We start from the raw sequence: 21,910 nt of genomic DNA, 5'->3' as shown, positions 1-21,910 counted from the left end.
GCGGTTACGGCAGGGCGTAGGCGATCACGTAGTCGCCACGGTCGGTGGACTGGCGTGCGCCGCCGGCGGTGACGACGATGTATTGCTTGCCGGTTTTCGGCGACACGTAGGTCATCGGCCCACCCTGGCTGCCGACGGGCAGGCGGGCTTTCCAGATTTCATCGCCATTGCCGCTGTTGAAGGCGCGCAGGTAGAAGTCCTGGGTGCCGGCGATAAAGATCAGGCCGCCTTGGGTGGACAGCGTACCGCCCAGGGTCGGCAGGCCTACCTTGATCGGCAGGTGCATGCGGATACCCAGGGGGCCGGTGTCTTCAACGGTGCCCACCGGTACTTGCCAGGCGACCTTTTGCGTCTTCATGTCGATGGCGGTCAAGGTACCGAACGGCGGCGCCTGGCACGGAATGCCGGCCACCGACAGGAAGCGGTTTTTGTTCACCGCATACGGCGTACCCTTGAGCGGCACGGCGCCCATGCCGGTGTTCAGCGCTTCACCACCGGAAGAGGCCTGGGCCTTGTTCTGCGACGGTATCATCTGGATCCACAGGCCCAGGCGCATGTCGTTGACGAAGATAAAACCGTGCACCGGGTCGGTGGAAATGCTGCCCCAGTTCATGCCGCCCAGGGAACCCGGGAAACTCAGGGATTTATCGGTGCCTGGTGCGGTGTACAGGCCGTCGTAGCGCATGCCCTTGAAGTCGATGCGGCACAGCAACTGGTCATACGGCGTCGCGCCCCACATGTCCGACTCGGTCAGGGTTTGCGCGCCGATCTGCGGCATGCCCACGGATTTCGGCTGGGTCAGGGAATACGGCTCGTTGGGAATGTTCGCGGCTTTGACCGGAACTTCCTGCACGTCCGTCAGCGGCTTGCCCGTGGCGCGGTCGAGCACATAGATCTGCCCGGCCTTGGTGCCGATGACTACGGCGGGTACAGCCTTGTCGCTGCCTGGCGGGGTGAAGTCGATCAGGCTGGGCTGCATCGGCAGGTCGAAGTCCCAGAGGTCGTTGTGGACCGTCTGGTACACCCACTTCTCGGCACCGGTGGAGGCGTCGAGTGCCAGCACCGAAGCACCGTATTTGTGGTTGAGCTGGGTGCGCTCCACACCGTAGATATCGGTGGACGAGCTGCCCATCGGCAGGAAGACCGTGTTCATCAGTGGGTCGTAAGACATCGGCGCCCAACTGTTCGGGGTGCTGCGCACGTAGGTGGCGTCGCCCGTCGGGGCCTGCTTGTCTTCAGGGTTGCCTGGGTCGAACGCCCAGCGCATTTGACCCGTGATCACGTCAAAGCCACGGATCACGCCACCGGGCATATCGGTCTGCACGTTGTCTGCCACGCGACCGCCGACCACCACGGTGGTGCCGGCCATCAGCGGCGCCGAGGACAGTTGATAGTAGCTGTCCGGCACATTGCCCAGGCCGGCCTTGAGGTCCACCTGACCATGGGTGCCAAAGTCTTCGCAGAACTTGCCGGTGTCGGCGTCTACGGCGATCAGGCGTGCATCAATGGTGTTGGTCAGCAGGCGACGCTGGCACTGCGCACCGACAGGCACGCTGGCGGTCAGGATCGGCGAGCTGTTGGGCTGGGTCGGCTGGGCAATCGGTGCGCTGGCGTCGAAATACGCCATGCCCCGGCAACGCTGCCACACTGCCGACTTGGCGTTGACTTCGTTCTTCCACAGTTCTTTGCCGGTGTCGGCATCCAACGCGATCAGGTTGTTGTGCGGGGTGCAGATAAACACTTTGTTGCCGACCTGCAGGGGCGTCAGCTGGTCTTCGGCACCGTTGCCGTCGCTGATGGCCACGTCGCCGGTGTGGTAGGTCCAGGCGACTTTGAGCTTGTCGATGTTGTCGCGGTTGATCTGGTCCAGCGCGGCGAAACGGCTGCCACCTTCGGTATTACCGTAGTGGGCCCAATCTTTCTGCGCATCGGCCGCCGCCACCGGGGTCATGCCCGGGCCTGCACCGGTGGGCGCAACGCTTGGGTGCGCGACAAACATATTGCCCGCCGCCACCGCCACGCCCAGCGCCAACACGGCGGCGACGCCATAGGCACCCCGCGCCGGTTTGCCGGCCAGCAATGGATACACCAGCGCCACAACCACGCCAATCACCGCAAACATGAACAGTCGCGAGAACAGCGGCCAGTATTCCAGGCCCACGTCGGCCACCGCCCACACGGCAGTAGCCACTAGAAACGCGGCGAACAACCAGGCGCCGGCAGGCTTGCAGCGGGCAATCAACAGCCCGGAAATGGCCATGGCCACGCCGCCGAGCAGGAAGTACCAGGAGCCTCCCAGGCTGACCAATTTGGCGCCGCCGACGGCCAGCGCAAGGCCGAGCAGGGCGATGACGACGCCCAGGCCCAGGAGTAAGAATCTAGAGACGCCAGCGGCGCGCGATGCTCGTTTCATGTCGAATGGACTCGAGTGAGAGAGGGCAAAGACGCGATTTTAGCAAGATAAGTAACCAGTTAGTACATTTGAGTCCTGCAATAGACTGTTGCAGGTACTGCGATGATGGCGCGGCCCTCTTCTGAAGGGGTCAGTAGGTGGCCCAGACAATCGACAAACCTCTGTGGCGAGGGAGCAAGCTCCCTCGCCACGGCATCAGAACTTGAAGCGCCCCACCAGCCCATTGAGCTGGCCGGAAATATCCGTCAGCCGCCCTGAACCGGTCTGCGCCGAATGCGCAAAGCCTTCCACCAACTGCGCGTCGGCGTGGATCTGCGCGATATGCCGGTTGATCTCTTCGGCCACCTGGTGCTGCTCTTCGGCGGCGGTGGCGATCTGGGTGTTCTGGTCGCGAATCGAGTCCACCGAACCACGGATCTTGTCGAAGCTGTCGCGGGCCTGCTGGATGCGCTCCACGCTGGTGTTGGACACCAGCAAGCTGCCTTGCATCTGCTGGGTGACTTCCTGGGTGCGGCGGGCGAGGTTGCCCAGCAGGCTGTCGATTTCGCCGGTGGAGTCGGCGGTGCGACGCGCCAGTGCACGCACTTCATCGGCGACCACCGCAAAGCCGCGGCCCTGGTCGCCAGCGCGGGCAGCTTCGATCGCGGCGTTGAGCGCCAGCAGGTTGGTCTGTTCGGCTATCGAACGGATGGTATCAAGGATGGTGTTGATGTTCTGGCTGTCTTGCTCGAGCAACTGCATGGTCTGTGTGGATTTTTGCAGGTCTTCGCTGAGCTTGAGCACGCTGCCGGTGGCTTCGCCGATGTGCTGCTGGCCGGTGTGCACGTCGCGATAGCCCTCATCGGCACTCGTGGCGGCGGCGCTGCATGAGCGCGCGACTTCGTTGGCGGTGGCGACCATCTCGTTGAACGCAGTGCTCACCAGTTCCACGGCTTCGCGCTGGCGGCCGGCGGCCTGGTTCATATTGTTGGCCACGGCGCTGGTGTCGGCGGCGGCGGTTTGCAGGTCTGAGGAGGCGTTGCCGATGCGCTGCACCAATTGCGCGATCATGCTCAGGAACTGGTTGAACCAGCCGGCCAGGCTAGCGGTTTCGTCCTTGCCTTGCACTTTGAGCTGGCGCGTGAGGTCGCCTTCACCTTCGGCGATTTCCTGCAAACCGTCGGCCACGCCGCGAATCGGGCGCACGATCACACGGGCGAAACTGGCGCCGACGATGGCGAACACCACGGCCAATACGGCGGCAATCGCCGCGATCAACCACGTCAGGCGGGTGGCGCCGGCCATCACTTCGTCGCGCTTGATCAGGCCGATAAAGCGCCAGCCCAGGTCTTTGGAACTGACCACGTTAGCCATGTAGGCCACGCCGTCGATGCTCACCTCGGTCACGCCATCGCCGTGCTTGGCCAGTTCGGCGTAGTTCGCGCCCAGGCCCGCCAGGGGCTTGAAATTGTGCGTGGCATCGCTGGGGTCCACCAGCACGTTGCCGTCGGCTTCCACCAGCATCAGGTAGCCGCTGTCGCCCAGCTTGATGGTGCGCACCAGCTCGGTGAGTTGCTTGAGCGACACGTCCAGGCCAACCACCCCAAGGACGTTACCCGTGGCATCCGCGACGGTGCGCACGGTGCCGATCAGCACCACATCGTCCGGGGCCCAGTAGTAGGCGCCTGTGCGCACGGTCTTGCCTGGCGCTGCGATGGCGGCCTGGTACCAGGGGCGGGTGCGCGGGTCGTATTGCGTCAGTTTGGCGTCGTCTGGCCAACTGGCGTAGCCGCCATCGCTCAGTCCCAGGGACAGGTAGGCGGTGCTGGGGTGGCTTTTGGCGAACTGATCGAAAATCGCCAGCAGCTCTGTGTTGGTCGGCGTAAGCGGGATTTGCGCGGCATCGGCGCCGGCATAGCTTTTGAGGTTCTTGGCCGCGATCACGCGCGGGTCCTTGGCGACGAAGTCGACATTCTGGCTGATGCCGTCGAAAAACTGCTGCATGCCATTGTCGATCTGGCGGATCTCGCGGCCGCTGCTGTCGAGGAAGTTGGCCAGCGCACCCTCGCGCAGATTCAGCACCACGATAATGGCGACCAGGATGACCGGCACGCACGCGATGGCCGCAAACGCCCATGTCAGCTTCTGCTTGATATTCATGACTTCACCCGCGGGTATTTATAGTTTTGGCAAGGGGAGAAAAATTAGTGCTGCGTGTCGCAGGCGTTTTTGTGAGAGGCGAGGCCATGCGTACCCTCGGTATATCGGCCGAGGGAGTTGGCACTTGAGCAGGGGGGAATCAGGCGATCGGGTCACCGACCAGGGCATCGCGGCGCATCGACTGCAGGTTCTTCTCGATGGTTTCGCAGATGCTTTCCATCTGGATCTGGTGTTCGCTGGAATTGAACGGGCTTTGCAGGTCGGTGCCGATGCGTTCGATGGCCAGCAGCATGAAGCCCACGACTGTGGAAGCCAGCGGCGTGAACCAACCGAGGGATTCCACCAGGCCCACCGGTACGATCAGGCAGAACAGCGAAATGAATAGCCGCGGGAAGTACACGTAAGGGTAGGGCAGTGGCGTGTTGGCAATCCGCTCCATGCCGCCCTGGGCGTTGGAGAGGTCCACCAGGGTCGACTCCAACCGCGCCAGGCGGATGCTGTCCAGGCGCCCGGCCTGGTATTCGCGCGCCAGCAACGAGGCTGAGCCGGTGAGGATGTCATTGGCGAAGTTATTGGTGGCGCCGTTGCGCGCAAATTCTTCGGCGGGGATAAAGGCTCGCACTTCCTCCGGGCACGGCTGGCCCTTGAGGTGCGCAGCCAGGCAGTTGACGTAAGCCACGTGACGGCGCAACAGCGTCGACTTCACCGGGTTCACCTCACCGGGGGCGTCATCGAGCAGGGTCAACACTTGCCGGGCAAAACTGCGCGAGTTGTTGACCATCGCACCCCACAGCGTGCGTGCTTCCCACCAGCGGTTATAGGCGCTGCTGTTGCGAAAACTGATCAGCACCACCAGTGCCGAGCCGAGCAAGGTCAGGGGCATCAGCGGCAAATTGATCTTGGCGGTGAGAAACAGCATGAAATCCACCGTCACCGCCACATCCCACAACAACAGCCAGAACAACGCCCAGCCCACATAGCCCATGGTCTTGATGATCAGGCGGTATTTCTTCAGAAGGGCAGCTTTCAAACGAGAACCTCGCGGCGGGCGGTTGGCAACAATCCCCTGTTACGACGCCGTCGAGGAAGGAAGGTTCGCAGTGTGCTGAATCGATTAGTCCTCTAACCGCCAGGCGGAGAGAATGTAACCAAAGGTTGCGCGTAAGTGTGTGCTACGGGGCATTTGACGGTGGAACAACTTTGGTACTGATGACGTCTTGTCCGGCAATCGCTGTACATTGCGTTCGAGGCAAAAAGCCATTAATGGCAGGAATTTTGAAGTGATTTGTTTTGGGGCCGGGCTGCAGGGATTTCGTAGCTGAGATCAGTGGCATCAAGTTGGATGATCAGGGCTCTTTCATGCGTGTCAGTTCGTTGAAGTTGGCTATGTGTAATACCGCGCAAGCGCTCGAACGTCATAAGGATTTTGAATCGTGCATGAGAGCGCATTATCACGTGCTGCTCGTGCCCTATTCGAAACGACCGTTTTTCTACAAGAGTGCCCTTAAATACAGCCGCTTGATGGTGTCGTTTGCATTATTGAGCCAATACTTTTCCACACCGCTTCCGTTGTTGGCAGAAGTTAAAGCCTTGTGCGTAACGCGCAAATATTGTTCGAAAAACAGCCTGGAATCGATTTTTTTGCTATTCCGGGCCCTGGGTTTCATGGAGGTTGCGCCGCACCCCGAAGACAGTCGCTTCAGGGTGTATGCACCCTCGGATGAAGCCTGCCGCGAAGCGCGGTTGATGCTCACCGCCCTCACGGAGTCGTTGGCGCTGCTCTATCCCGAAAGGGAAGTGTTCCGGCAGATGCGTGACTTGGATGACCGTGAGTTCCTGGCGCTCTATTTCAAAGGTTTTGCCATGATTCTCGCGGCCGAGTTGACGGTGGATGTCTTGCTGCCCGAATGTTATTGGCTGGTGAAACGCGATGCCGGCCATCTGTTGATGCTGGCGATCTACAACGATGCCTTTGCCCCTGAGAACGACCGCGCCACCTTCCGGTCGTCTTCCTATCTGGCCTTGGCCAAGCAACTTTCCGTGTCCAAGACCCACATTATCCGTATGGTGCAGGAGGGGGTCGAAAAGGGTTATTTCAAAGCCCACTCCAAAACCCGGCTGGAAGTTCTGCCACCCTTTGCCAGCCTGGTAAAGCGGTTCATGGCCTTTTCATTTGCGATGGGCCTGCATGCTATTGAGATGGGAGCGTAAGGATGCCTGCTAACTTGAAGTTGCGGCCCAGAATGCGCAGTTTGTTGTCACCTGCGGTGACCCAAGCCGAATGGGTCGGGATTATTGCCTGGGTCGGCATGCTCCTGATTCCTGCGGCCCTGAAGTTGGATTTTTATATGTTGGCCGTCACGGTGGGCCTACTGATTGTTTGCCGGGTACATGCCACCACCACGAACTTTCTGCTCTGGCGAGTGCTGGGAGTCACCTATATGGTGTTGTTGTCCGTCGGCTTCGCTTATCTGATTCATATGCACGCAGAGTTGCGTATCTATGGCTTGCCGTTGGCGGTGACCCTGGTGGTGGGCAGTGCGATCTTGTTTATCAGTGTCCAGGATTATCTGGCCGATGCGCTATTGATCTGGCTGATCCTGTGGCCGCCCATGCAGGCGGATATATACGCCGGCACCGAGGTGTATTTGCTGCTGTTCTGCGCGGCGTCGGTGTCCATCGGGTTTATCTTGAGTTATTCCTACTTGAAGAACCTGCGTTCGGTATTGCTGGTGGAAAGCGAGTTTCGCGCCTTGGCCGAGACCGACTACCTGACGTCCATCCTCAACCGGCGCGCCTTTATGCAGAGCTTCGAGAAGTTGCTCGGTGGGGAGCGAGGCGGCTACTTCATCATGTTGGATATCGACAGTTTCAAGGAAAAAAACGACCTGTATGGCCACGACGTGGGGGACAAGATTCTGCGCGCCATGGCGCTGTGCCTGAAAAACGCCAAGGGCAGCCACAGCTTCGGACGGATCGGCGGGGAAGAGTTCGGCGTGTTATTGCAGGGCGACGATGTGGAGGTGGCCTGTGATTATGCCCTGGACTTGTTGCAGGCGATCCGCAGCAGCGTGCCTGCGCCCCACCATTACACCTGCAGTGCGGGGATGGCGCGTTTTTCGCCAGGCGACGAGTTGTCGGCCGTACTCAAGATGGCGGACAAGAACCTGTACGGCGCCAAGCGCAATGGCAAGGACTGTGTGCATCTGGACGGCGCATTGCTACAGGCGGTCTTGTCCTGACGCGTGCCGTCTAGTGCTGTGACAGAACGCTCGCCAGCAACCCAGGGAAGCGGCTTTCCAGCTCGTCACGGCGCAACGAGTTCATATGGGTGGTGCCCACATTGCGCGTGTGCACCAGGCCGGCATCGCGCAATACCCGGAAGTGATGGGACATGCTGGATTTGGGCCGCCCCCCGTCGAGTTCGCCACAGGTGGCCTCTGGCACGTTGGCCAGGTAGCGCACGATGTCCAGGCGCACGGGGTCGCTCAAGGCGTACAGCACACGCTCAAGCGTCAATTCTTGGGGGGTAGGGTGTTTGAAGGCTCGCATGGGGCGGATCATAACAGGGGGGTAGCGTTCAATACCATAGTTCGATTACCATCGAACTATCGAATCACCCACCCCTTCCTGGAGTTCTCAATGTCGGCCTTGTTCGAACCGTTCAAACTCAAAGATGTGACCTTGCGCAATCGCATTGCTATCCCCCCGATGTGCCAATACATGGCCGACGACGGCATGGTCAACGACTGGCACCACGTCCACCTGGCCGGCATGGCCCGTGGCGGTGCCGGCCTGCTGGTGGTCGAGGCCACCGCGGTCGCCCCTGAAGGACGCATCACCCCAGGCTGCGCCGGGATCTGGAGCGACGCCCACGCCCAGGCATTCGTGCCCATGGTCAAAGCCATCAAGGCCGCAGGTTCGGTGCCGGGCATCCAGATCGCCCACGCCGGCCGTAAAGCCAGCGCCAACCGCCCCTGGGAAGGTGATGACCACATCCCGGCCTCTGATGCCCGTAGCTGGGAAACCATCGCCCCCTCTGCCATCGCGTTTGGTGCCAACTTGCCCAACGTACCGCGTGCCATGACCCTGGAAGACATTGCCCGCGTGCAGCAGGACTTCGTCGACGCGGCCCGCCGCGCTCGCGATGCCGGTTTTGAATGGATCGAACTGCACTTCGCCCACGGCTACTTGGGCCAGAGCTTTTTCTCCGAGCATTCCAACCAGCGTACCGATGCCTACGGTGGCAGCTTCGACAACCGCAGCCGCTTCCTCCTCGAAACCCTGGCTGCGGTGCGTGAAGTCTGGCCGGAAAACCTGCCGCTCACCGCCCGGTTCGGCGTGATCGAATACGACGGTCGTGATGAGCAGACCCTCACCGAGTCCATTGAACTGGCGCGCCGTTTCAAGGACGGGGGCCTGGACCTGTTGAGCGTCAGCGTCGGCTTTACCATTCCTGACACCAACATCCCATGGGGCCCGGCCTTCATGGGCCCGATTGCCGAGCGAGTGCGCCGTGAAGCCGGTATTCCGGTGACCTCGGCCTGGGGCTTCGGCACGCCGCAACTGGCCCAAGGCGCTTTGCAGGCCGGGCACCTGGACCTGGTTTCGGTAGGGCGTGCGCATCTGGCCGACCCGCATTGGGCCTACTTTGCTGCCAAGGAGCTGGGCGTGGACAAGTCCTCCTGGACCTTGCCGGCGCCTTACGCGCATTGGCTGGAACGCTATCGCTGAGGTACGCCTGCGCGTTGCATGAGCCACTCGATTGAGTGGCTTTTTTTCGCCTGTCGCTTTTCGCGACCTACGCGGTGAAAAATAACAAATGAGAATCGATGTCAAACGAGAATCCGCTGATATATGATGCGCCGCGAATTCTTGGCAGGTTTGCCGTCCCATCTGGCTCATTCACTAGGTTCTACACCCATGCGTCGTACCCTGATTTCCATCTGTGTGCTCCAGGCGTTTTCCCCCTTCGCGTGGGCAGAGCAGGCACCTGCCGAGAACGCCAGTATCGAGCTGCAAGCGACCAATGTCACCGCCACCGCGGACCTTGAGTCGGCCCAAGGCCCCGTGCAGGGCTACCACGCCACACGTTCAGCCAGTGCGACGCGCACCGACACCGCCATTCATGAAACTCCACAGTCCATCAGCGTAGTGTCCAAGGACGTGGTCGAAGACCTCGGTGCAACGCGCCTGCAGGATGCCCTCGATTACGCGGGCGGCGTGGGCCGCGCCAACAATTTCGGCGGCCAGGGCCTGACCACCTTTACCGTGCGCGGCTTCACCACCGGTGAGTTCTACCGCAACGGTTTCCCGATCAACCGCGGTTACCCGAACATGCCGGACGCCAACACCATCGAGCGTCTGGAAGTGCTGCGCGGCCCCGCGACCATGCTCTACGGCCGTGGCGACCCAGGTGGCACCTTCAACGTGGTGTCCAAGCAGGCGCTGGCCGAACGCACCGTCACCCTGGGCAGCCAGCTCAATGACCAGGGCATGAAGCGCGGTACCCTGGATGCCTCCGGCCCGCTGGACGAGGAAGGCCGCCTGGCCTATCGCCTGAACGTGGTGGGCGAGGGCGGCGACACCTTCCGCGATCACGTCGAGACGGAACGCTACGGCGTGACGCCGGTGATCACCTGGCAGGCCACCGATGACACCAAGGTGACCTTCGAAGGCGATTTCATGCGCAACAACCACCCGCTGGACCGCGGCCTGACGCGTTTCCCCAACCAGCGTGGCACCCCCTCGCGCGATACGTTCTGGGGCGACAAGGATGCTGGCAAGCTGCACAACGACAACAACATGGCGCAGTTGCGTTTCGAGCACGTGCTTAGCGACAACTGGGCCCTGGGCGGCGGTTTTCAATGGTTGGACGGCAGCCTGAAGGGCAACGCCATTGAGGCCAATGGGCCGGGTAGCCTGGGCGCCGATGGCCGGACCCTGCAACGCAACTTCAACTACCGCAAGCTGGAATGGACCGACAAGGACTATCAGCTCAACCTGACCGGGCACTTCTCCACCGGCGGGTTCGATCACACCTTGCTTACCGGTATCGAGTACGAGGACTACGACTACAAGTCGATTATCCAGCGTTCCAGCGCCGCGGCGGGCACCTACCCAATCGATATCTTTGATCCGGTGTACGGTCAAACCCGTCCGGCGCTGACCCGAACGCCGACCCACGATAAGGAAAACCTCAAGACCTACGCCGCTTTCGTACAGGACCAGGTCGCCCTCACTGAACGGCTGAAAGTACTGGCCGGTGCCCGCTTCGAGCGTTTCGAGCATGACTACCAGAACTATGTAGGTAAAAGCTGGCAGGCCGCCGATAACGCCGTCACCCCGCGCGTGGGTGTGATCTACGACCTCACCGACACCGTCGCGGTCTATGCTGACGCCGCACGTTCGTTCAAACCCAACACTGGCGCCAGCCGCGAAGGCGGTGGTTTTGCGCCGGAGAAGGGCAAGTCCTACGAGATGGGCATCAAGTGGGAGGCGCTGGACCGGCAGTTGAGCGTGGATGCGGCGATCTATCAGATCGAGAAGAAAAACGTGCTGACCCCCGATCCGGTGGACAGTGCCTTTAATGTCGCGGCCGGCCAGGTGCGCAGTCGTGGATTTGACCTGAACGTTGCAGGCAACCTCACGCCCGAATGGCGCGTGATCGGCGGTTACGCCTATGTAGATGCCGAAGTCACCCGTGATAACACTCTGCGCTCCGGCACTCGCTTGATGAACATCCCGCGCAACAGCTTCAGCCTGCTCAACGTCTACGAGTTCCAGGACGGCGCGCTCAAAGGCCTGGGCCTGGGCGCCGGCGGCAAGTACGTCGACCAGCGCGCCGGCCAGACCGCCAATACGGCATTCTCCATGGACGCCTATACCGTGGTCGACCTGCTCGGTTACTACAAGGTCAATGAGCGTGTGCGCTTGAACCTGGATGTGAAGAACCTGTTCAACCGTGAATATGAAGAGGGCGCGTTCGGCAATATCTACGCTTACCCCGGTGCACCGCGAACTGTGCAGGTGGGCATCGCCTCCACCCTGTGATGAACAGCTGCGGTACCACGCAGGGCCTGTGGCGAGGGAGCTTGCTCCCGCCACGGCGCCTATCTACCTGACGCCCCGCGTTCCAACTGTGGGAGCTGGCTTGCCTGCGAAGACGGCCTGCCAGCCGACGCATTTCTACCTGACGCCCCGCGTTCCAACTGTGGGAGCTGGCTTGCCTGCGATGGCGGCCTGCCAGCCGACACAGGGTGTCAGACCGAGTACATATCCATTCCTGCGGTAACGGCTGCTCAGGGTTCCGCTTTTACAGCGGGTCACTTTTGGAAAAGAGCCCGGAATGCCGGCCCAGCCAAAAGTAACCGTAAGCGCACTTGCCAGTGATTTGGGGGGGCGCCTAAGATCAAGATCAAAAGCAGAGCAAGAGCACGAGCGGCTCGCTTCGCATCGTGAGCTGGGCGAAAGTTAACAGTCAGGAATGACGCGGGGTTACAACGGCGTCAACACATTCATCACCGTGTCCAGCGCGACCCGCGTGTCATCCAGTTGCACCAGCGACGCATGCCGCGCACCCAGGGCATCGCGGTTCTGGATCGCCGTGAGGATCGCTTTGTGCCGAGGCAGACTCAGGCCCTGGATATCCGGACGGCGGTTGGTGATGTTGATCGACTCGCGCAACGGCAGCGAGAGCATGTTGCACATATAGGCGAGCAGGTCGTTGCGGGTGGCGTCGGCAATCGCACGGTGGAAGTCCAGGTCGGCCTGTAGCAGCTCCTCGTGGGTCTTGGCGGTTTCCATGCCTTGGTAGGCGTGTTCGATAGTGGCGATGTCTTCATCGGTGGCGGTGGTCGCGGCCATCGCGGCGATTTCCGGTTCGAGGATGCGGCGCACCCCGGCCAGGGTGTTGAAGAACTCGCTGTGGGGCGTGGACTGCATCAACCAGGACAGCACGTCCGGGTCGAGCAGGTGCCATTTCAAGCGTGGCCGCACCACCGCGCCCACCCGTGGCTTGGAATACACCAGGCCCTTGGCGCTGAGCACCCGCGTGGCTTCGCGCAATACCGAGCGGCTGACCTGGTATTCCTCGCACAGCGTAGCTTCCATGGGCAAGCGTTCTTCAGGCTTGAAACGACCGGAAACGATGTGCATGCCCAGGTCCTGAACGATCTGGGCATGCTGGCTCTTGCGCGGCTTGGGCGGCTGGTGATCCATAACGACGGGGAGGCTCTGGCTTAGATTCGCCGCATCATAGCATCCCAATTAGTGGGAATGCCGTGGGACTTCTGCCCCGCGACAGCCCACCAGGAAGTCAAAGTCACAGCCTTGGTCGGCCTGCAGCACATGGTCGATGTACAGCTGGCGATAGCCGCCGACGATGAGGTTTTGTGCTGGGGGCAGGTCGGCCATGCGCGCTGCCAGCTCGGCGTCTGGAATGTCCAGGTGCAGGCGGCCATTGGCGCAATCGAGTTCGATCCAGTCACCTTCCTTCACTGTTGCCAACGGCCCGCCGGCAGCGGCTTCCGGGGCCACGTGCAACACCACGGTGCCGTAGGCGGTGCCGCTCATGCGCGCATCGGAAATGCGCACCATGTCCGTCACACCCTGGGCCAGCAGCTTGGCAGGCAGGCCCATGTTGCCGACTTCGGCCATGCCGGGGTAACCCTTGGGGCCGCAGTTTTTCATGACCAAAATCGAGTTGGCATCCACGTCCAGCTCCGGGTCGTTGATGCGTGCCTTGTACATGTCGAAGTTCTCGAACACCACGGCGCGGCCACGGTGTTGCATCAGTTCGGGGCTCGCTGCCGAAGGCTTGAGCACCGCGCCCAGGGGCGCGAGGTTGCCACGCAGCACGCAGATGCCGCCGTCGGCGCGGATCGGGTTGTCCAGGGTGCGGATCACTTCGTCCTGGCCGTAGATCGGCGAATCCTGGGTGTTCTCGCCCAGGGACTTGCCGTTGACCGTCAAGGCGTTGGGGTGGGGGATCAGATTGGCCTCACCCAGGCGACGCAGCACCGCGGGCAGGCCGCCGGCGTAGTAGAACTCTTCCATCAGAAAGCGTCCGGAGGGCTGCAGGTCGACGATGGTCGGCATACCGCGGCCGATGCGGGTCCAGTCATCCAGGTCGAGTTCGACGCCGATGCGCCCGGCGATGGCTTTCAGGTGAATCACCGCGTTGGTCGAGCCGCCGATGGCCGCGTTCACGCGGATAGCGTTTTCGAACGCCTCCTTGGTGAGGATCTTCGACAGCTTCAAGTCTTCACGCACCATCTCCACGGCGCGCATGCCCGACATGTGCGCCAATACATAGCGGCGTGCATCCACGGCCGGAATCGCCGCGTTGTGGGGCAGGGAAGTGCCCAGCGCCTCGGCCATGCAGGCCATGGTCGAGGCCGTGCCCATGGTGTTGCAGGTGCCCGCCGAACGCGACATGCCGCCCTCGGCCGCGAGGAAATCATCCAGGGTGATGGTGCCGGCCTTGACCTGTTCGCTGAGCTGCCACACCACCGTCCCCGAGCCGATGTCCTGGCCCTTGTGCTTGCCGTTGAGCATCGGCCCGCCAGTGACCACGATGGCCGGCACATCACAACTGGCGGCGCCCATCAGCAGCGCGGGGGTGGTCTTGTCGCAGCCGGTCAGCAGCACCACACCGTCAATCGGATTGCCGCGAATCGCTTCTTCCACATCCATGCTCGCCAGGTTGCGCGTGAGCATGGCGGTAGGGCGCAGGTTGGATTCGCCATTGGAAAACACCGGGAACTCCACCGGGAAGCCTCCGGCCTCGATCACGCCACGCTTGACGTGTTCGGCTATCTGACGGAAGTGCGCGTTGCACGGCGTCAGCTCCGACCAGGTGTTGCAGATGCCGATGATCGGCTTGCCATGGAACTGATGGTCGGCAATGCCTTGGTTCTTCATCCAGCTGCGGTACATGAAGCCGTTCTTGTCGGCAGTACCGAACCACTGGGCAGAGCGTAGGCCGGGCTTTTTGTCAGGCATGATCGATTCTCTTATTGTATGACTATATGTTCTATGCGTGCTTAAACATAAGCGCAAAATCGCCGCTTTGGAAGTGTTGTTTTGCAAATAGTCATACTATATAGTCGGTCTTAACTGAGGTATGGCCCTGGCGGATTTCGTCAGAGGCGTCCCCCGAGCTTCTATAAAAACAACAATCGGAGATCGACCCCATGAGCCAGGAACTGCGGCTTATTCGGCGCATCACGCTGAAATTGATTCCCTTCCTGATCCTGCTGTACCTGATCGCCTACGTGGACCGTTCCGCCGTAGGGTTCGCCAAGCTGCACATGGGCGCTGACGTGGGCATCGGCGACGCCGCCTATGGCCTCGGTGCCGGGTTGTTCTTCATTGGCTATTTCCTGTTCGAGATTCCCAGCAACCTGATGCTCGACCGCTTCGGCGCGCGGCGCTGGTTTGCGCGCATCATGATCACCTGGGGCGCCATCACCATCGGCATGGCGTTCGTGCAGGGGCCGCACAGCTTCTATGTGATGCGTTTTCTGCTGGGCGCGGCGGAGGCGGGGTTCTTTCCCGGCGTGCTGTACTACATCACCCAGTGGTTCCCGGTGCGCCATCGCGGCAAGATCCTCGGGCTGTTCATCCTCTCCCAACCGATTGCAATGATGATCACAGGTCCAGTGTCCGGCGGTCTGCTCGGCATGGACGGCATTCTCGGCCTGCATGGCTGGCAGTGGCTGTTTATCGTGATCGGTACCCCGGCGATCCTGCTGACCTGGCCGGTGCTGCGTTACCTGCCGGACGGCCCCCAGAAGGTCAACTGGATGAGCGAGGAAGAAAAAGCCTGGCTCACCGGCGAGCTGCACAAAGACTTGCAAGCCTACGGCCAGACACGCCATGGCAACCCCTTGCATGCGCTCAAGGACAAGCGCGTGTTGTTGCTGGCGCTGTTCTACCTGCCGGTGACCCTGAGCATCTACGGCCTCGGCCTGTGGCTGCCGACCCTGATCAAGCAGTTTGGCGGCAGCGACCTTACCACCGGCTTCATCTCCGCCGTGCCCTATATCTTCGGCATCATCGGCCTGTTGATCATCCCGCGCAGTTCCGACCGTTTGAACGACCGTTACGGCCATCTCGCCGTGCTCTATGTGCTGGGCGCCATCGGCCTGTTCTGCAGCGCCTGGCTCACGTTGCCAGTGCTGCAAATGGCCGCGCTGTGCCTGGCGGCGTTTGCAATGTTTTCCTGCACCGCCGTGTTCTGGACCCTGCCGGGGCGCTTCTTTGCCGGCGCCAGTGCGGCGGCCGGTATTGCCTTGATCAACTCGGTGGGCAACCTCGGCGGCTATATCGGCCCGTTCGTGATCGGTGCGCTCAAGGAGTACACCGGCAACCTGGCCTCAGGCTTGTATTTCTTATCCGGTGTGATGGTGTTCGGGTTGCTGCTGACCCTCGTGGTCTACCGCTTGTTAGAACGCAAGCACGTGCTGCCCGTCGACCAATTCGCCGCCAGCGCCCGTGGCGCCACACGCACTTAAATCCAGGAGAACCTGCATGCGTTTAGTTCAGTTCGAGTTGAGCAACGGTGAGCGCCGCGTCGGCGTGGTAGAAGGCAACCAGGTACGCGAAGTGCGCGGCGCCCACAGCGTGCGTGAACTGGCGCTGGCCGCCATCGAAGCCGGCGGCAAGTTGCAGCAACAGGTGCAAGCCCTCGGCCTGGGCGCCAGCCATGACTACACCGCCTTGTTGGCGGACCACAAAATCCTGCCCCCGCTGGACCACCCGGACCCGGCCCACATGCTGATCAGCGGCACCGGCCTCACCCACCTGGGCAGTGCCTCGGCCCGCGACAAGATGCACCAGCAGGCCGGCGACGACAGCGCGATGACCGACACCATGCGCATCTTCAAATGGGGCGTGGAGGGCGGCAAACCAGGCGCCGGCCAGGCCGGTGTGCAACCGGAGTGGTTTTACAAAGGCGATGGCAGCATCGTCGTGCGCCCGGGCCAGGCCTTCCCGGTGCCGCCGTTTGCCGAAGATGCCGGCGAAGAACCAGAAATCGGTGGCCTCTATGTGATCGGGCATGACCGTAAGCCCTATCGCCTGGGTTTTGCGGTGGGCAACGAGTTCTCCGACCATGTGATGGAGCGCAAGAATTACCTGTACCTGGCCCATTCCAAGCTGCGCAGTTGCAGTTACGGCCCGGAGCTGCGCGTGGGCGAACTGCCCGAGCATCTGGCGGGCACCAGCCGCATCCTGCGCAACGGCGAGGTCATCTGGCAGAACGAATTCCTCAGTGGCGAGGCCAATATGTGCCACAGCCTGGAAAACCTCGAATACCACCACTTCAAATACAGCCAGTTCCTCAAGCCGGGTGATGTGCACATTCACTTCTTCGGCACCGCCACCTTGTCATTCGCCGACGGTATACGTACCCAGCCGGGCGATGTGTTCGAGATCAGCCAGGCTGAATTCGGCGCGCCGTTGATCAACGGTATCGGCAGCAGCGATGCGGCATTTGAACCCGGCCAAGTCACCCCCCTTTAAGGAGATCAACATGACCCCGTTCCTCGGCCACAACTACATCGGCGGCCAGCGCAGCGCCAACGGCAGCATCAAGCTGCAAAGCATCGACGCCACCACCGGCGAAGCCTTGCCCCAGGATTTCTACCAGGCCACCGCCCAGGAAGTGGACGCCGCCGCCCAGGCCGCGGCCCAGGCGTACCCGGCCTATCGCGCCTTGAGCGCCGCACGACGTGCGCAGTTTCTGGATGCGGTGGCCGATGAGCTGGACGCCTTGGGCGATGACTTCGTCGAACTGGTCTGCCGCGAAACCGCATTGCCGGCCGCACGCATCAAAGGCGAACGCGGGCGCACCAGCGGCCAGATGCGTTTGTTCGCCACCGTGCTGCGCCGCGGTGACTTTTACGGCGCGCGTATCGACAAGGCCCTGCCAGAGCGCCAGCCGCTGCCGCGCCCGGATCTGCGCCAATACCGCATCGGCCTCGGCCCGGTGGCGGTCTTTGGTGCCAGTAACTTCCCCCTGGCATTCTCCACCGCCGGCGGTGACACGGCGGCTGCATTGGCCGCTGGTTGCCCGGTGGTGTTCAAGGCCCACAGCGGCCACATGGCGACCGCCGAGCGCGTGGCCGATGCGATCATTCGCGCCGCTGAGGCCACCGAGATGCCGGCCGGCGTGTTCAATATGATCTTTGGCGGCGGCGTCGGTGAGGCGCTGGTCAAGCACCCGGCGATCCAGGCGGTGGGCTTTACCGGCTCACTCAAAGGCGGCCGCGCCCTGTGCGACATGGCCGCGGCGCGCCCGCAACCGATCCCGGTGTTTGCCGAAATGTCGAGCATCAACCCGGTGATCGTGCTGCCCCAGGCGCTGCACGCCCGCGCCGAGAGCATCGCCCGCGACCTGACCGCCTCGGTGGTGCAAGGCTGCGGCCAGTTCTGCACCAACCCAGGTCTGGTGATCGGTATCGCTTCGCCTGCGTTCACCGCGTTCACTCAGCAGGTCGCGCAATTGATTGGCGAGCAACCGGCGCAAACCATGCTGAATGCCGGCACCCTGGGCAGCTACGGCAAGGGCCTGGAAAAACTCCGCTCTCACCCGGGCATCCAGCATCTGGCGGGCAGCGCGCAATCGGGCAACCAGGCGCAACCGCAGCTGTTCAAGGCGGATGTACGTCTGTTGATTGACGGCGACGAAGTGCTGCAAGAGGAAGTGTTCGGCCCCACCACGGTGTTCGTCGAAGTGGCCGACCAGGCCCAACTCAGCGCCGCCCTGCAGGGGCTGCACGGGCAGTTGACCGCCACGCTCATCGGCGAACCGGCCGACCTGCAACAGTTCGCCGAACTCACGCCGCTGCTGGAACAGAAAGTCGGGCGCATCCTGCTCAACGGTTACCCGACTGGCGTGGAGGTGTGCGATTCCATGGTTCACGGCGGGCCGTACCCGGCGACTTCCGACGCCCGTGGCACCTCGGTCGGCACGCTGGCCATCGACCGTTTCCTGCGCCCGGTGTGCTTCCAGAACTACCCTGATAGCCTGCTGCCCGACGCGTTGAAAAACGCCAACCCCTTGCGTATTCAGCGCCTGGTAAATGGCACGCCATCGCGCGAATCGCTGTAACTGATCAGGAGGCTTCATGTCGTTGAGCGCAGTCACCCCGCACCGTGCCCGGTTGGGCGAAGGGCCGTTCTGGGATGTACCGACCCAGGCCCTGTATTGGGTGGATATCGCCGCCCGCCAGGCGCTGCGTCTGATGGGTGGGCAGTTGCAGGTGTGGCAATTGCCTGAGCACGTCTCGGCGTTCATCCCCTGTCAAAGCGGTGATGCGCTGGTGACCTTGAGCAGCGGCGTATATCGCCTGGACCTGGCCACCGAAGCCTTGACCCTGCTGTGCGTAGCCGACCCGCAAACGGGCAACCGCGGCAATGAAGCACGCTGCGATGCCCAGGGCCGGCTGTGGTTGGGCACCATGCAGAACAACATCGGCGAGCAGGGCGAAGACCTGCCGATTACCCGGCGCTCCGGTGGCCTGTTTCGCATCGATGCCGATGCGCGGGTCACGCCGTTGCTGGCGGGCCTGGGCATTCCCAACACCCTGCTCTGGAACGAGGAGGGCAGCCAGGTGCATTTCGGCGACAGCATGGACGGCACGCTCTATCAGCATTCGATCCAGGCTGACGGCCAACTCGGCGCCGCCCAGGCCTGGTTCGGGCCGCACACACGCGGCGGGCCGGATGGCTCGGCCATGGACGCCGACGGCTACATCTGGAATGCGCGCTGGGACGGCAGTTGCCTGCTGCGTCTGACGCCTTCAGGTGAGGTGGATCGCATAATCGAACTGCCGGTCAGCCGTCCCACCAGTTGCGTGTTCGGTGGGCCCGAGCTCACCACGCTGTACATCACCAGCGCGGCGAGTCCCTTGGATCACCCCCTTGATGGTGCGGTATTGGCCATTGAAGTCGATGTTCCTGGCAAGCCTTGCCATCGTTTCGCCGGTTAAACCCAAGACTTAAAAAAACAACAACAAGAGGTGTCGTTCATGAAAAAGGTTCTACGCGTTCTGGCTGCCGCTGTTGCGTTAAGCAGCCTCAGCAGCATCGTATCCGCTGAAGACGTGAAGATCGGCTTTCTGGTCAAGCAGGCCGAAGAGCCCTGGTTCCAGACGGAGTGGGCGTTTGCGGAAAAAGCCGCCCAGGACAAAGGCTTCAAACTCATCAAGATCGCGGTGCCCGACGGCGAGAAAACCCTCTCGGCCATCGACAGCCTGGCCGCCAACGGCGCCAAAGGCTTCGTGATCTGCCCGCCGGACGTGTCCCTGGGCCCTGCGATTGTCGCCAAGGCCAAGGTCAACGGTTTGAAAGTGATGGCCGTGGATGACCGCTTTGTCGATGCCAAGGGCAACTTCATGGAAGACGTGCCGTACCTGGGCATGGCCGCGTTTGAAGTCGGCCAGAAGCAAGGCGCCGCCATGGCCGCCGAAGCGAAAAAACGTGGTTGGGACTGGAAGGATACCTACGCGGTGATCAATACCTTCAACGAACTCGACACCGGCAAGAAACGCACCGACGGCTCGATCAAATCCCTGGAGGAGGCCGGGATTCCCAAGGACCACATCCTCACCGCCGCGCTCAAAACCCTCGACGTACCTGGCAGCATGGACGCCACCAACTCGGCCCTGGTCAAGCTGCCGAGTGGGGCGAAGAACCTGATCATCGGCGGCATGAACGACAACACCGTGCTCGGCGGCGTGCGTGCCACCGAAAGTGCCGGTTTCGCCGCAGCCAACGTGATCGGTATCGGCATCAATGGCACCGACGCCATCGGCGAATTGAAGAAAGCCAACAGCGGCTTCTTCGGCTCAATGCTGCCCAGCCCGCACATTGAAGGCTACAAAACCGCTGAGATGATGTACGAGTGGGTCACCCAGGGCACCGAGCCGCCGAAATACACGGCCATGGACGAAGTGACGCTGATCACCCGTGAAAACTTCCAGGCGGAACTGACCAAGATCGGGCTGTGGAAATGACCGCTGCGGCCCTGCGGTTTGACGGCATCGGCAAGACCTTTCCCGGGGTCAAGGCGCTGGACGGCATTTGCTTCACCGCCCACCCCGGGCAGGTGCACGCGTTGATGGGCGAGAACGGCGCAGGCAAGTCGACGCTGCTGAAAATCCTCGGCGGCGCCTACATTCCGTCCAGCGGCACGGTGCAGATCGGCGCGCAGACCATGGCCTTCAAGTGTGCCGCCGACAGCATCGCCAGCGGTGTGGCGGTGATTCACCAAGAGCTGCACCTGGTGCCGGAAATGAGCGTGGCCGAGAACCTGTTCCTCGGGCATTTGCCCACGCGCTTTGGCGTGGTCAACCGGGGCCTGCTGCGCAAGCAGGCCCTGGCCTGCCTCAAGGGCCTGGCCGATGAAATCGACCCCGACGAGAAACTCGGGCGCCTGTCCCTGGGCCAGCGCCAACTGGTGGAAATCGCCAAGGCGCTGTCTCGCGGCGCCAGCGTGATCGCCTTTGATGAACCCACCAGCAGTTTATCGGCGCGGGAAATCGACCGCTTGATGGCCATCATCACGCGCCTGCGCGACGAGGGCAAAGTGGTGCTCTACGTGTCGCACCGTATGGAAGAAGTGTTCCGTATCTGTGACGCAGTGACGGTGTTCAAGGACGGCCGCTACGTGCGCACCTTCGAGGACATGAGCACGCTGACCCACGACCAGTTGGTGACTTGCATGGTCGGTCGCGATATTCAGGACATCTACGATTACCGCCCGCGAGAGCAGGGCGAGGTGGCGCTCAAGGTGGACGGCTTGCTCGGTCCTGGCCTGCGTGAACCGATCAGTTTCCAGGTGCGCAAGGGCGAGATCCTGGGCCTGTTCGGGCTGGTGGGCGCGGGGCGTACCGAGCTGTTTCGCCTGCTCAGTGGGTTAGAGCGCGCCAGTGCCGGCAGCCTGGAACTGTGCGGGCACGCGCTGCAACTGCGCTCACCCCGGGACGCCATCGCCGCCGGGGTATTGCTGTGTCCGGAGGATCGCAAGAAAGAGGGCATCATCCCGCTGGCCAGCGTCGCTGAAAACATCAACATCAGCGCCCGTGGTGCCCATTCCACCTTTGGCTGGCTGTTGCGCGAAGGCTGGGAGAAAGGCAACGCCGACCGACAGATCCAGGCGATGCGGGTCAAAACGCCGAACGCGGCGCAGAAGATCCTGTACCTGTCCGGCGGCAACCAACAGAAAGCCATTCTTGGCCGCTGGCTGTCGATGCCGATGAAGGTGTTGCTGCTCGACGAACCCACTCGCGGTATCGACATCGGCGCCAAGTCGGAGATCTACCAGATCATCCATAACCTGGCGGCCAG

General features: G+C 62.0%; 15 protein-coding genes and 2 pseudogenes. 10 read left to right on the top strand and 7 right to left on the bottom strand.

Annotated elements, in window-relative coordinates:
• Nucleotides 1-4: 4 nt before the first annotated feature.
• The 4 genes and pseudogenes from BMH52_RS09630 to BMH52_RS09620 all read right to left on the bottom strand — a co-directional run bounded on the left by BMH52_RS09630 (nucleotide 5) and on the right by BMH52_RS09620 (nucleotide 5,582).
• Entirely contained in the window at nucleotides 5-2,413 is a 2,409-nt protein-coding gene (locus tag BMH52_RS09630; protein ID WP_019817284.1) for a glucose/quinate/shikimate family membrane-bound PQQ-dependent dehydrogenase, read from the bottom strand.
• A 195-nt stretch (nucleotides 2,414-2,608) separates the two neighbouring features.
• Nucleotides 2,609-3,145: pseudogene (locus BMH52_RS29965) on the bottom strand (methyl-accepting chemotaxis protein); the annotation flags it as partial.
• A gap of 327 nt (nucleotides 3,146-3,472) precedes the next feature.
• A pseudogene (locus BMH52_RS29960) lies at nucleotides 3,473-4,552 on the bottom strand (cache domain-containing protein); the annotation flags it as partial.
• Between the two features lie 139 nt (nucleotides 4,553-4,691).
• The gene (locus tag BMH52_RS09620) at nucleotides 4,692-5,582 is read right to left on the bottom strand and encodes a bestrophin family protein (protein ID WP_003190542.1); all 891 of its coding nucleotides are present in this window, start codon (nucleotides 5,580-5,582) and stop codon (nucleotides 4,692-4,694) included.
• A 329-nt stretch (nucleotides 5,583-5,911) separates the two neighbouring features.
• Here BMH52_RS09620 and BMH52_RS09615 point away from each other — a divergent pair, with 329 nt between their 5' ends.
• Both BMH52_RS09615 and BMH52_RS09610 read left to right on the top strand, forming a co-directional pair.
• Nucleotides 5,912-6,763: a hypothetical protein gene (locus BMH52_RS09615; RefSeq protein ID WP_172832686.1), complete on the top strand. Its 852-nt coding sequence runs from the start codon at nucleotides 5,912-5,914 to the stop codon at nucleotides 6,761-6,763.
• A 2-nt stretch (nucleotides 6,764-6,765) separates the two neighbouring features.
• Entirely contained in the window at nucleotides 6,766-7,794 is a 1,029-nt protein-coding gene (locus BMH52_RS09610; protein WP_014718066.1) for a GGDEF domain-containing protein, read from the top strand.
• A gap of 10 nt (nucleotides 7,795-7,804) precedes the next feature.
• Here BMH52_RS09610 and BMH52_RS09605 read toward each other — a convergent pair whose 3' ends face one another.
• The gene (locus BMH52_RS09605; RefSeq protein ID WP_003190545.1) at nucleotides 7,805-8,104 is read right to left on the bottom strand and encodes a helix-turn-helix transcriptional regulator; all 300 of its coding nucleotides are present in this window, start codon (nucleotides 8,102-8,104) and stop codon (nucleotides 7,805-7,807) included.
• Between the two features lie 90 nt (nucleotides 8,105-8,194).
• Between BMH52_RS09605 and BMH52_RS09600 the strand changes: the two genes are divergently transcribed.
• Together BMH52_RS09600 and BMH52_RS09595 are read left to right on the top strand one after the other, a co-directional pair.
• Nucleotides 8,195-9,286: an NADH:flavin oxidoreductase/NADH oxidase gene (locus BMH52_RS09600; protein ID WP_054895667.1), complete on the top strand. Its 1,092-nt coding sequence runs from the start codon at nucleotides 8,195-8,197 to the stop codon at nucleotides 9,284-9,286.
• Nucleotides 9,287-9,475: 189 nt separating this feature from the next.
• A complete protein-coding gene (locus BMH52_RS09595; RefSeq protein WP_073843490.1) occupies nucleotides 9,476-11,605 on the top strand; it encodes a TonB-dependent siderophore receptor in 2,130 nt (709 codons plus the stop codon).
• Between the two features lie 444 nt (nucleotides 11,606-12,049).
• Here the strand turns inward: BMH52_RS09595 and BMH52_RS09585 are convergent, their stop codons facing one another.
• A complete protein-coding gene (locus tag BMH52_RS09585) occupies nucleotides 12,050-12,772 on the bottom strand; it encodes a FadR/GntR family transcriptional regulator (protein WP_003190551.1) in 723 nt (240 codons plus the stop codon).
• A gap of 48 nt (nucleotides 12,773-12,820) precedes the next feature.
• Nucleotides 12,821-14,557, bottom strand: coding sequence for an IlvD/Edd family dehydratase (locus BMH52_RS09580; protein ID WP_019817288.1), 1,737 nt, complete (start codon nucleotides 14,555-14,557; stop codon nucleotides 12,821-12,823).
• Nucleotides 14,558-14,748: 191 nt separating this feature from the next.
• Here BMH52_RS09580 and BMH52_RS09575 point away from each other — a divergent pair, with 191 nt between their 5' ends.
• The 6 genes from BMH52_RS09575 to araG all read left to right on the top strand — a co-directional run.
• Nucleotides 14,749-16,071, top strand: a complete 1,323-nt coding sequence (locus tag BMH52_RS09575) for an MFS transporter (protein WP_073843488.1) — start codon at nucleotides 14,749-14,751, stop codon at nucleotides 16,069-16,071.
• A gap of 16 nt (nucleotides 16,072-16,087) precedes the next feature.
• Nucleotides 16,088-17,080 (top strand): AraD1 family protein, encoded by a 993-nt coding sequence (gene araD1, locus BMH52_RS09570; protein ID WP_014718070.1) that lies wholly within the window; start codon nucleotides 16,088-16,090, stop codon nucleotides 17,078-17,080.
• A gap of 10 nt (nucleotides 17,081-17,090) precedes the next feature.
• The gene (locus BMH52_RS09565; RefSeq protein ID WP_014718071.1) at nucleotides 17,091-18,671 is read left to right on the top strand and encodes an aldehyde dehydrogenase (NADP(+)); all 1,581 of its coding nucleotides are present in this window, start codon (nucleotides 17,091-17,093) and stop codon (nucleotides 18,669-18,671) included.
• Between the two features lie 16 nt (nucleotides 18,672-18,687).
• Nucleotides 18,688-19,551 carry an SMP-30/gluconolactonase/LRE family protein gene (locus BMH52_RS09560; protein ID WP_038449806.1) on the top strand — a complete coding sequence of 288 codons (864 nt, stop codon included), beginning with the start codon at nucleotides 18,688-18,690 and terminating at the stop codon, nucleotides 19,549-19,551.
• A gap of 39 nt (nucleotides 19,552-19,590) precedes the next feature.
• The gene (locus tag BMH52_RS09555) at nucleotides 19,591-20,577 is read left to right on the top strand and encodes a substrate-binding domain-containing protein (protein WP_038449809.1); all 987 of its coding nucleotides are present in this window, start codon (nucleotides 19,591-19,593) and stop codon (nucleotides 20,575-20,577) included.
• Nucleotides 20,574-21,910, top strand: a 1,337-nt coding sequence (gene araG, locus BMH52_RS09550) for an L-arabinose ABC transporter ATP-binding protein AraG (protein WP_073843486.1), incomplete at its 3' end; no start/stop codon positions are given. The genes BMH52_RS09555 and araG, both read left to right, overlap by 4 nt.

The sequence above is a fragment of the Pseudomonas sp. BTN1 genome, from assembly GCF_001907715.1.
GTDB lineage: Bacteria > Pseudomonadota > Gammaproteobacteria > Pseudomonadales > Pseudomonadaceae > Aquipseudomonas > Aquipseudomonas paracarnis.
This window is presented reverse-complemented; position numbering and strand designations above follow the sequence as displayed.

Bases quoted from the DNA above. Each gene is read 5' to 3' on its own strand.
- BMH52_RS09630 (WP_019817284.1), bottom strand. From the start codon at position 2,413: ATGAAACGAGCATCGCGCGCCGCTGGCGTCTCTAGATTCTTACTCCTG.
- BMH52_RS09615 (WP_172832686.1), top strand. From the start codon at position 5,912: ATGCGTGTCAGTTCGTTGAAGTTGGCTATGTGTAATACCGCGCAAGCG.
- BMH52_RS09610 (WP_014718066.1), top strand. From the start codon at position 6,766: ATGCCTGCTAACTTGAAGTTGCGGCCCAGAATGCGCAGTTTGTTGTCA.
- BMH52_RS09605 (WP_003190545.1), bottom strand. From the start codon at position 8,104: ATGCGAGCCTTCAAACACCCTACCCCCCAAGAATTGACGCTTGAGCGT.
- BMH52_RS09600 (WP_054895667.1), top strand. From the start codon at position 8,195: ATGTCGGCCTTGTTCGAACCGTTCAAACTCAAAGATGTGACCTTGCGC.
- BMH52_RS09595 (WP_073843490.1), top strand. From the start codon at position 9,476: ATGCGTCGTACCCTGATTTCCATCTGTGTGCTCCAGGCGTTTTCCCCC.
- BMH52_RS09585 (WP_003190551.1), bottom strand. From the start codon at position 12,772: ATGGATCACCAGCCGCCCAAGCCGCGCAAGAGCCAGCATGCCCAGATC.
- BMH52_RS09580 (WP_019817288.1), bottom strand. From the start codon at position 14,557: ATGCCTGACAAAAAGCCCGGCCTACGCTCTGCCCAGTGGTTCGGTACT.
- BMH52_RS09575 (WP_073843488.1), top strand. From the start codon at position 14,749: ATGAGCCAGGAACTGCGGCTTATTCGGCGCATCACGCTGAAATTGATT.
- araD1 (WP_014718070.1), top strand. From the start codon at position 16,088: ATGCGTTTAGTTCAGTTCGAGTTGAGCAACGGTGAGCGCCGCGTCGGC.
- BMH52_RS09565 (WP_014718071.1), top strand. From the start codon at position 17,091: ATGACCCCGTTCCTCGGCCACAACTACATCGGCGGCCAGCGCAGCGCC.
- BMH52_RS09560 (WP_038449806.1), top strand. From the start codon at position 18,688: ATGTCGTTGAGCGCAGTCACCCCGCACCGTGCCCGGTTGGGCGAAGGG.
- BMH52_RS09555 (WP_038449809.1), top strand. From the start codon at position 19,591: ATGAAAAAGGTTCTACGCGTTCTGGCTGCCGCTGTTGCGTTAAGCAGC.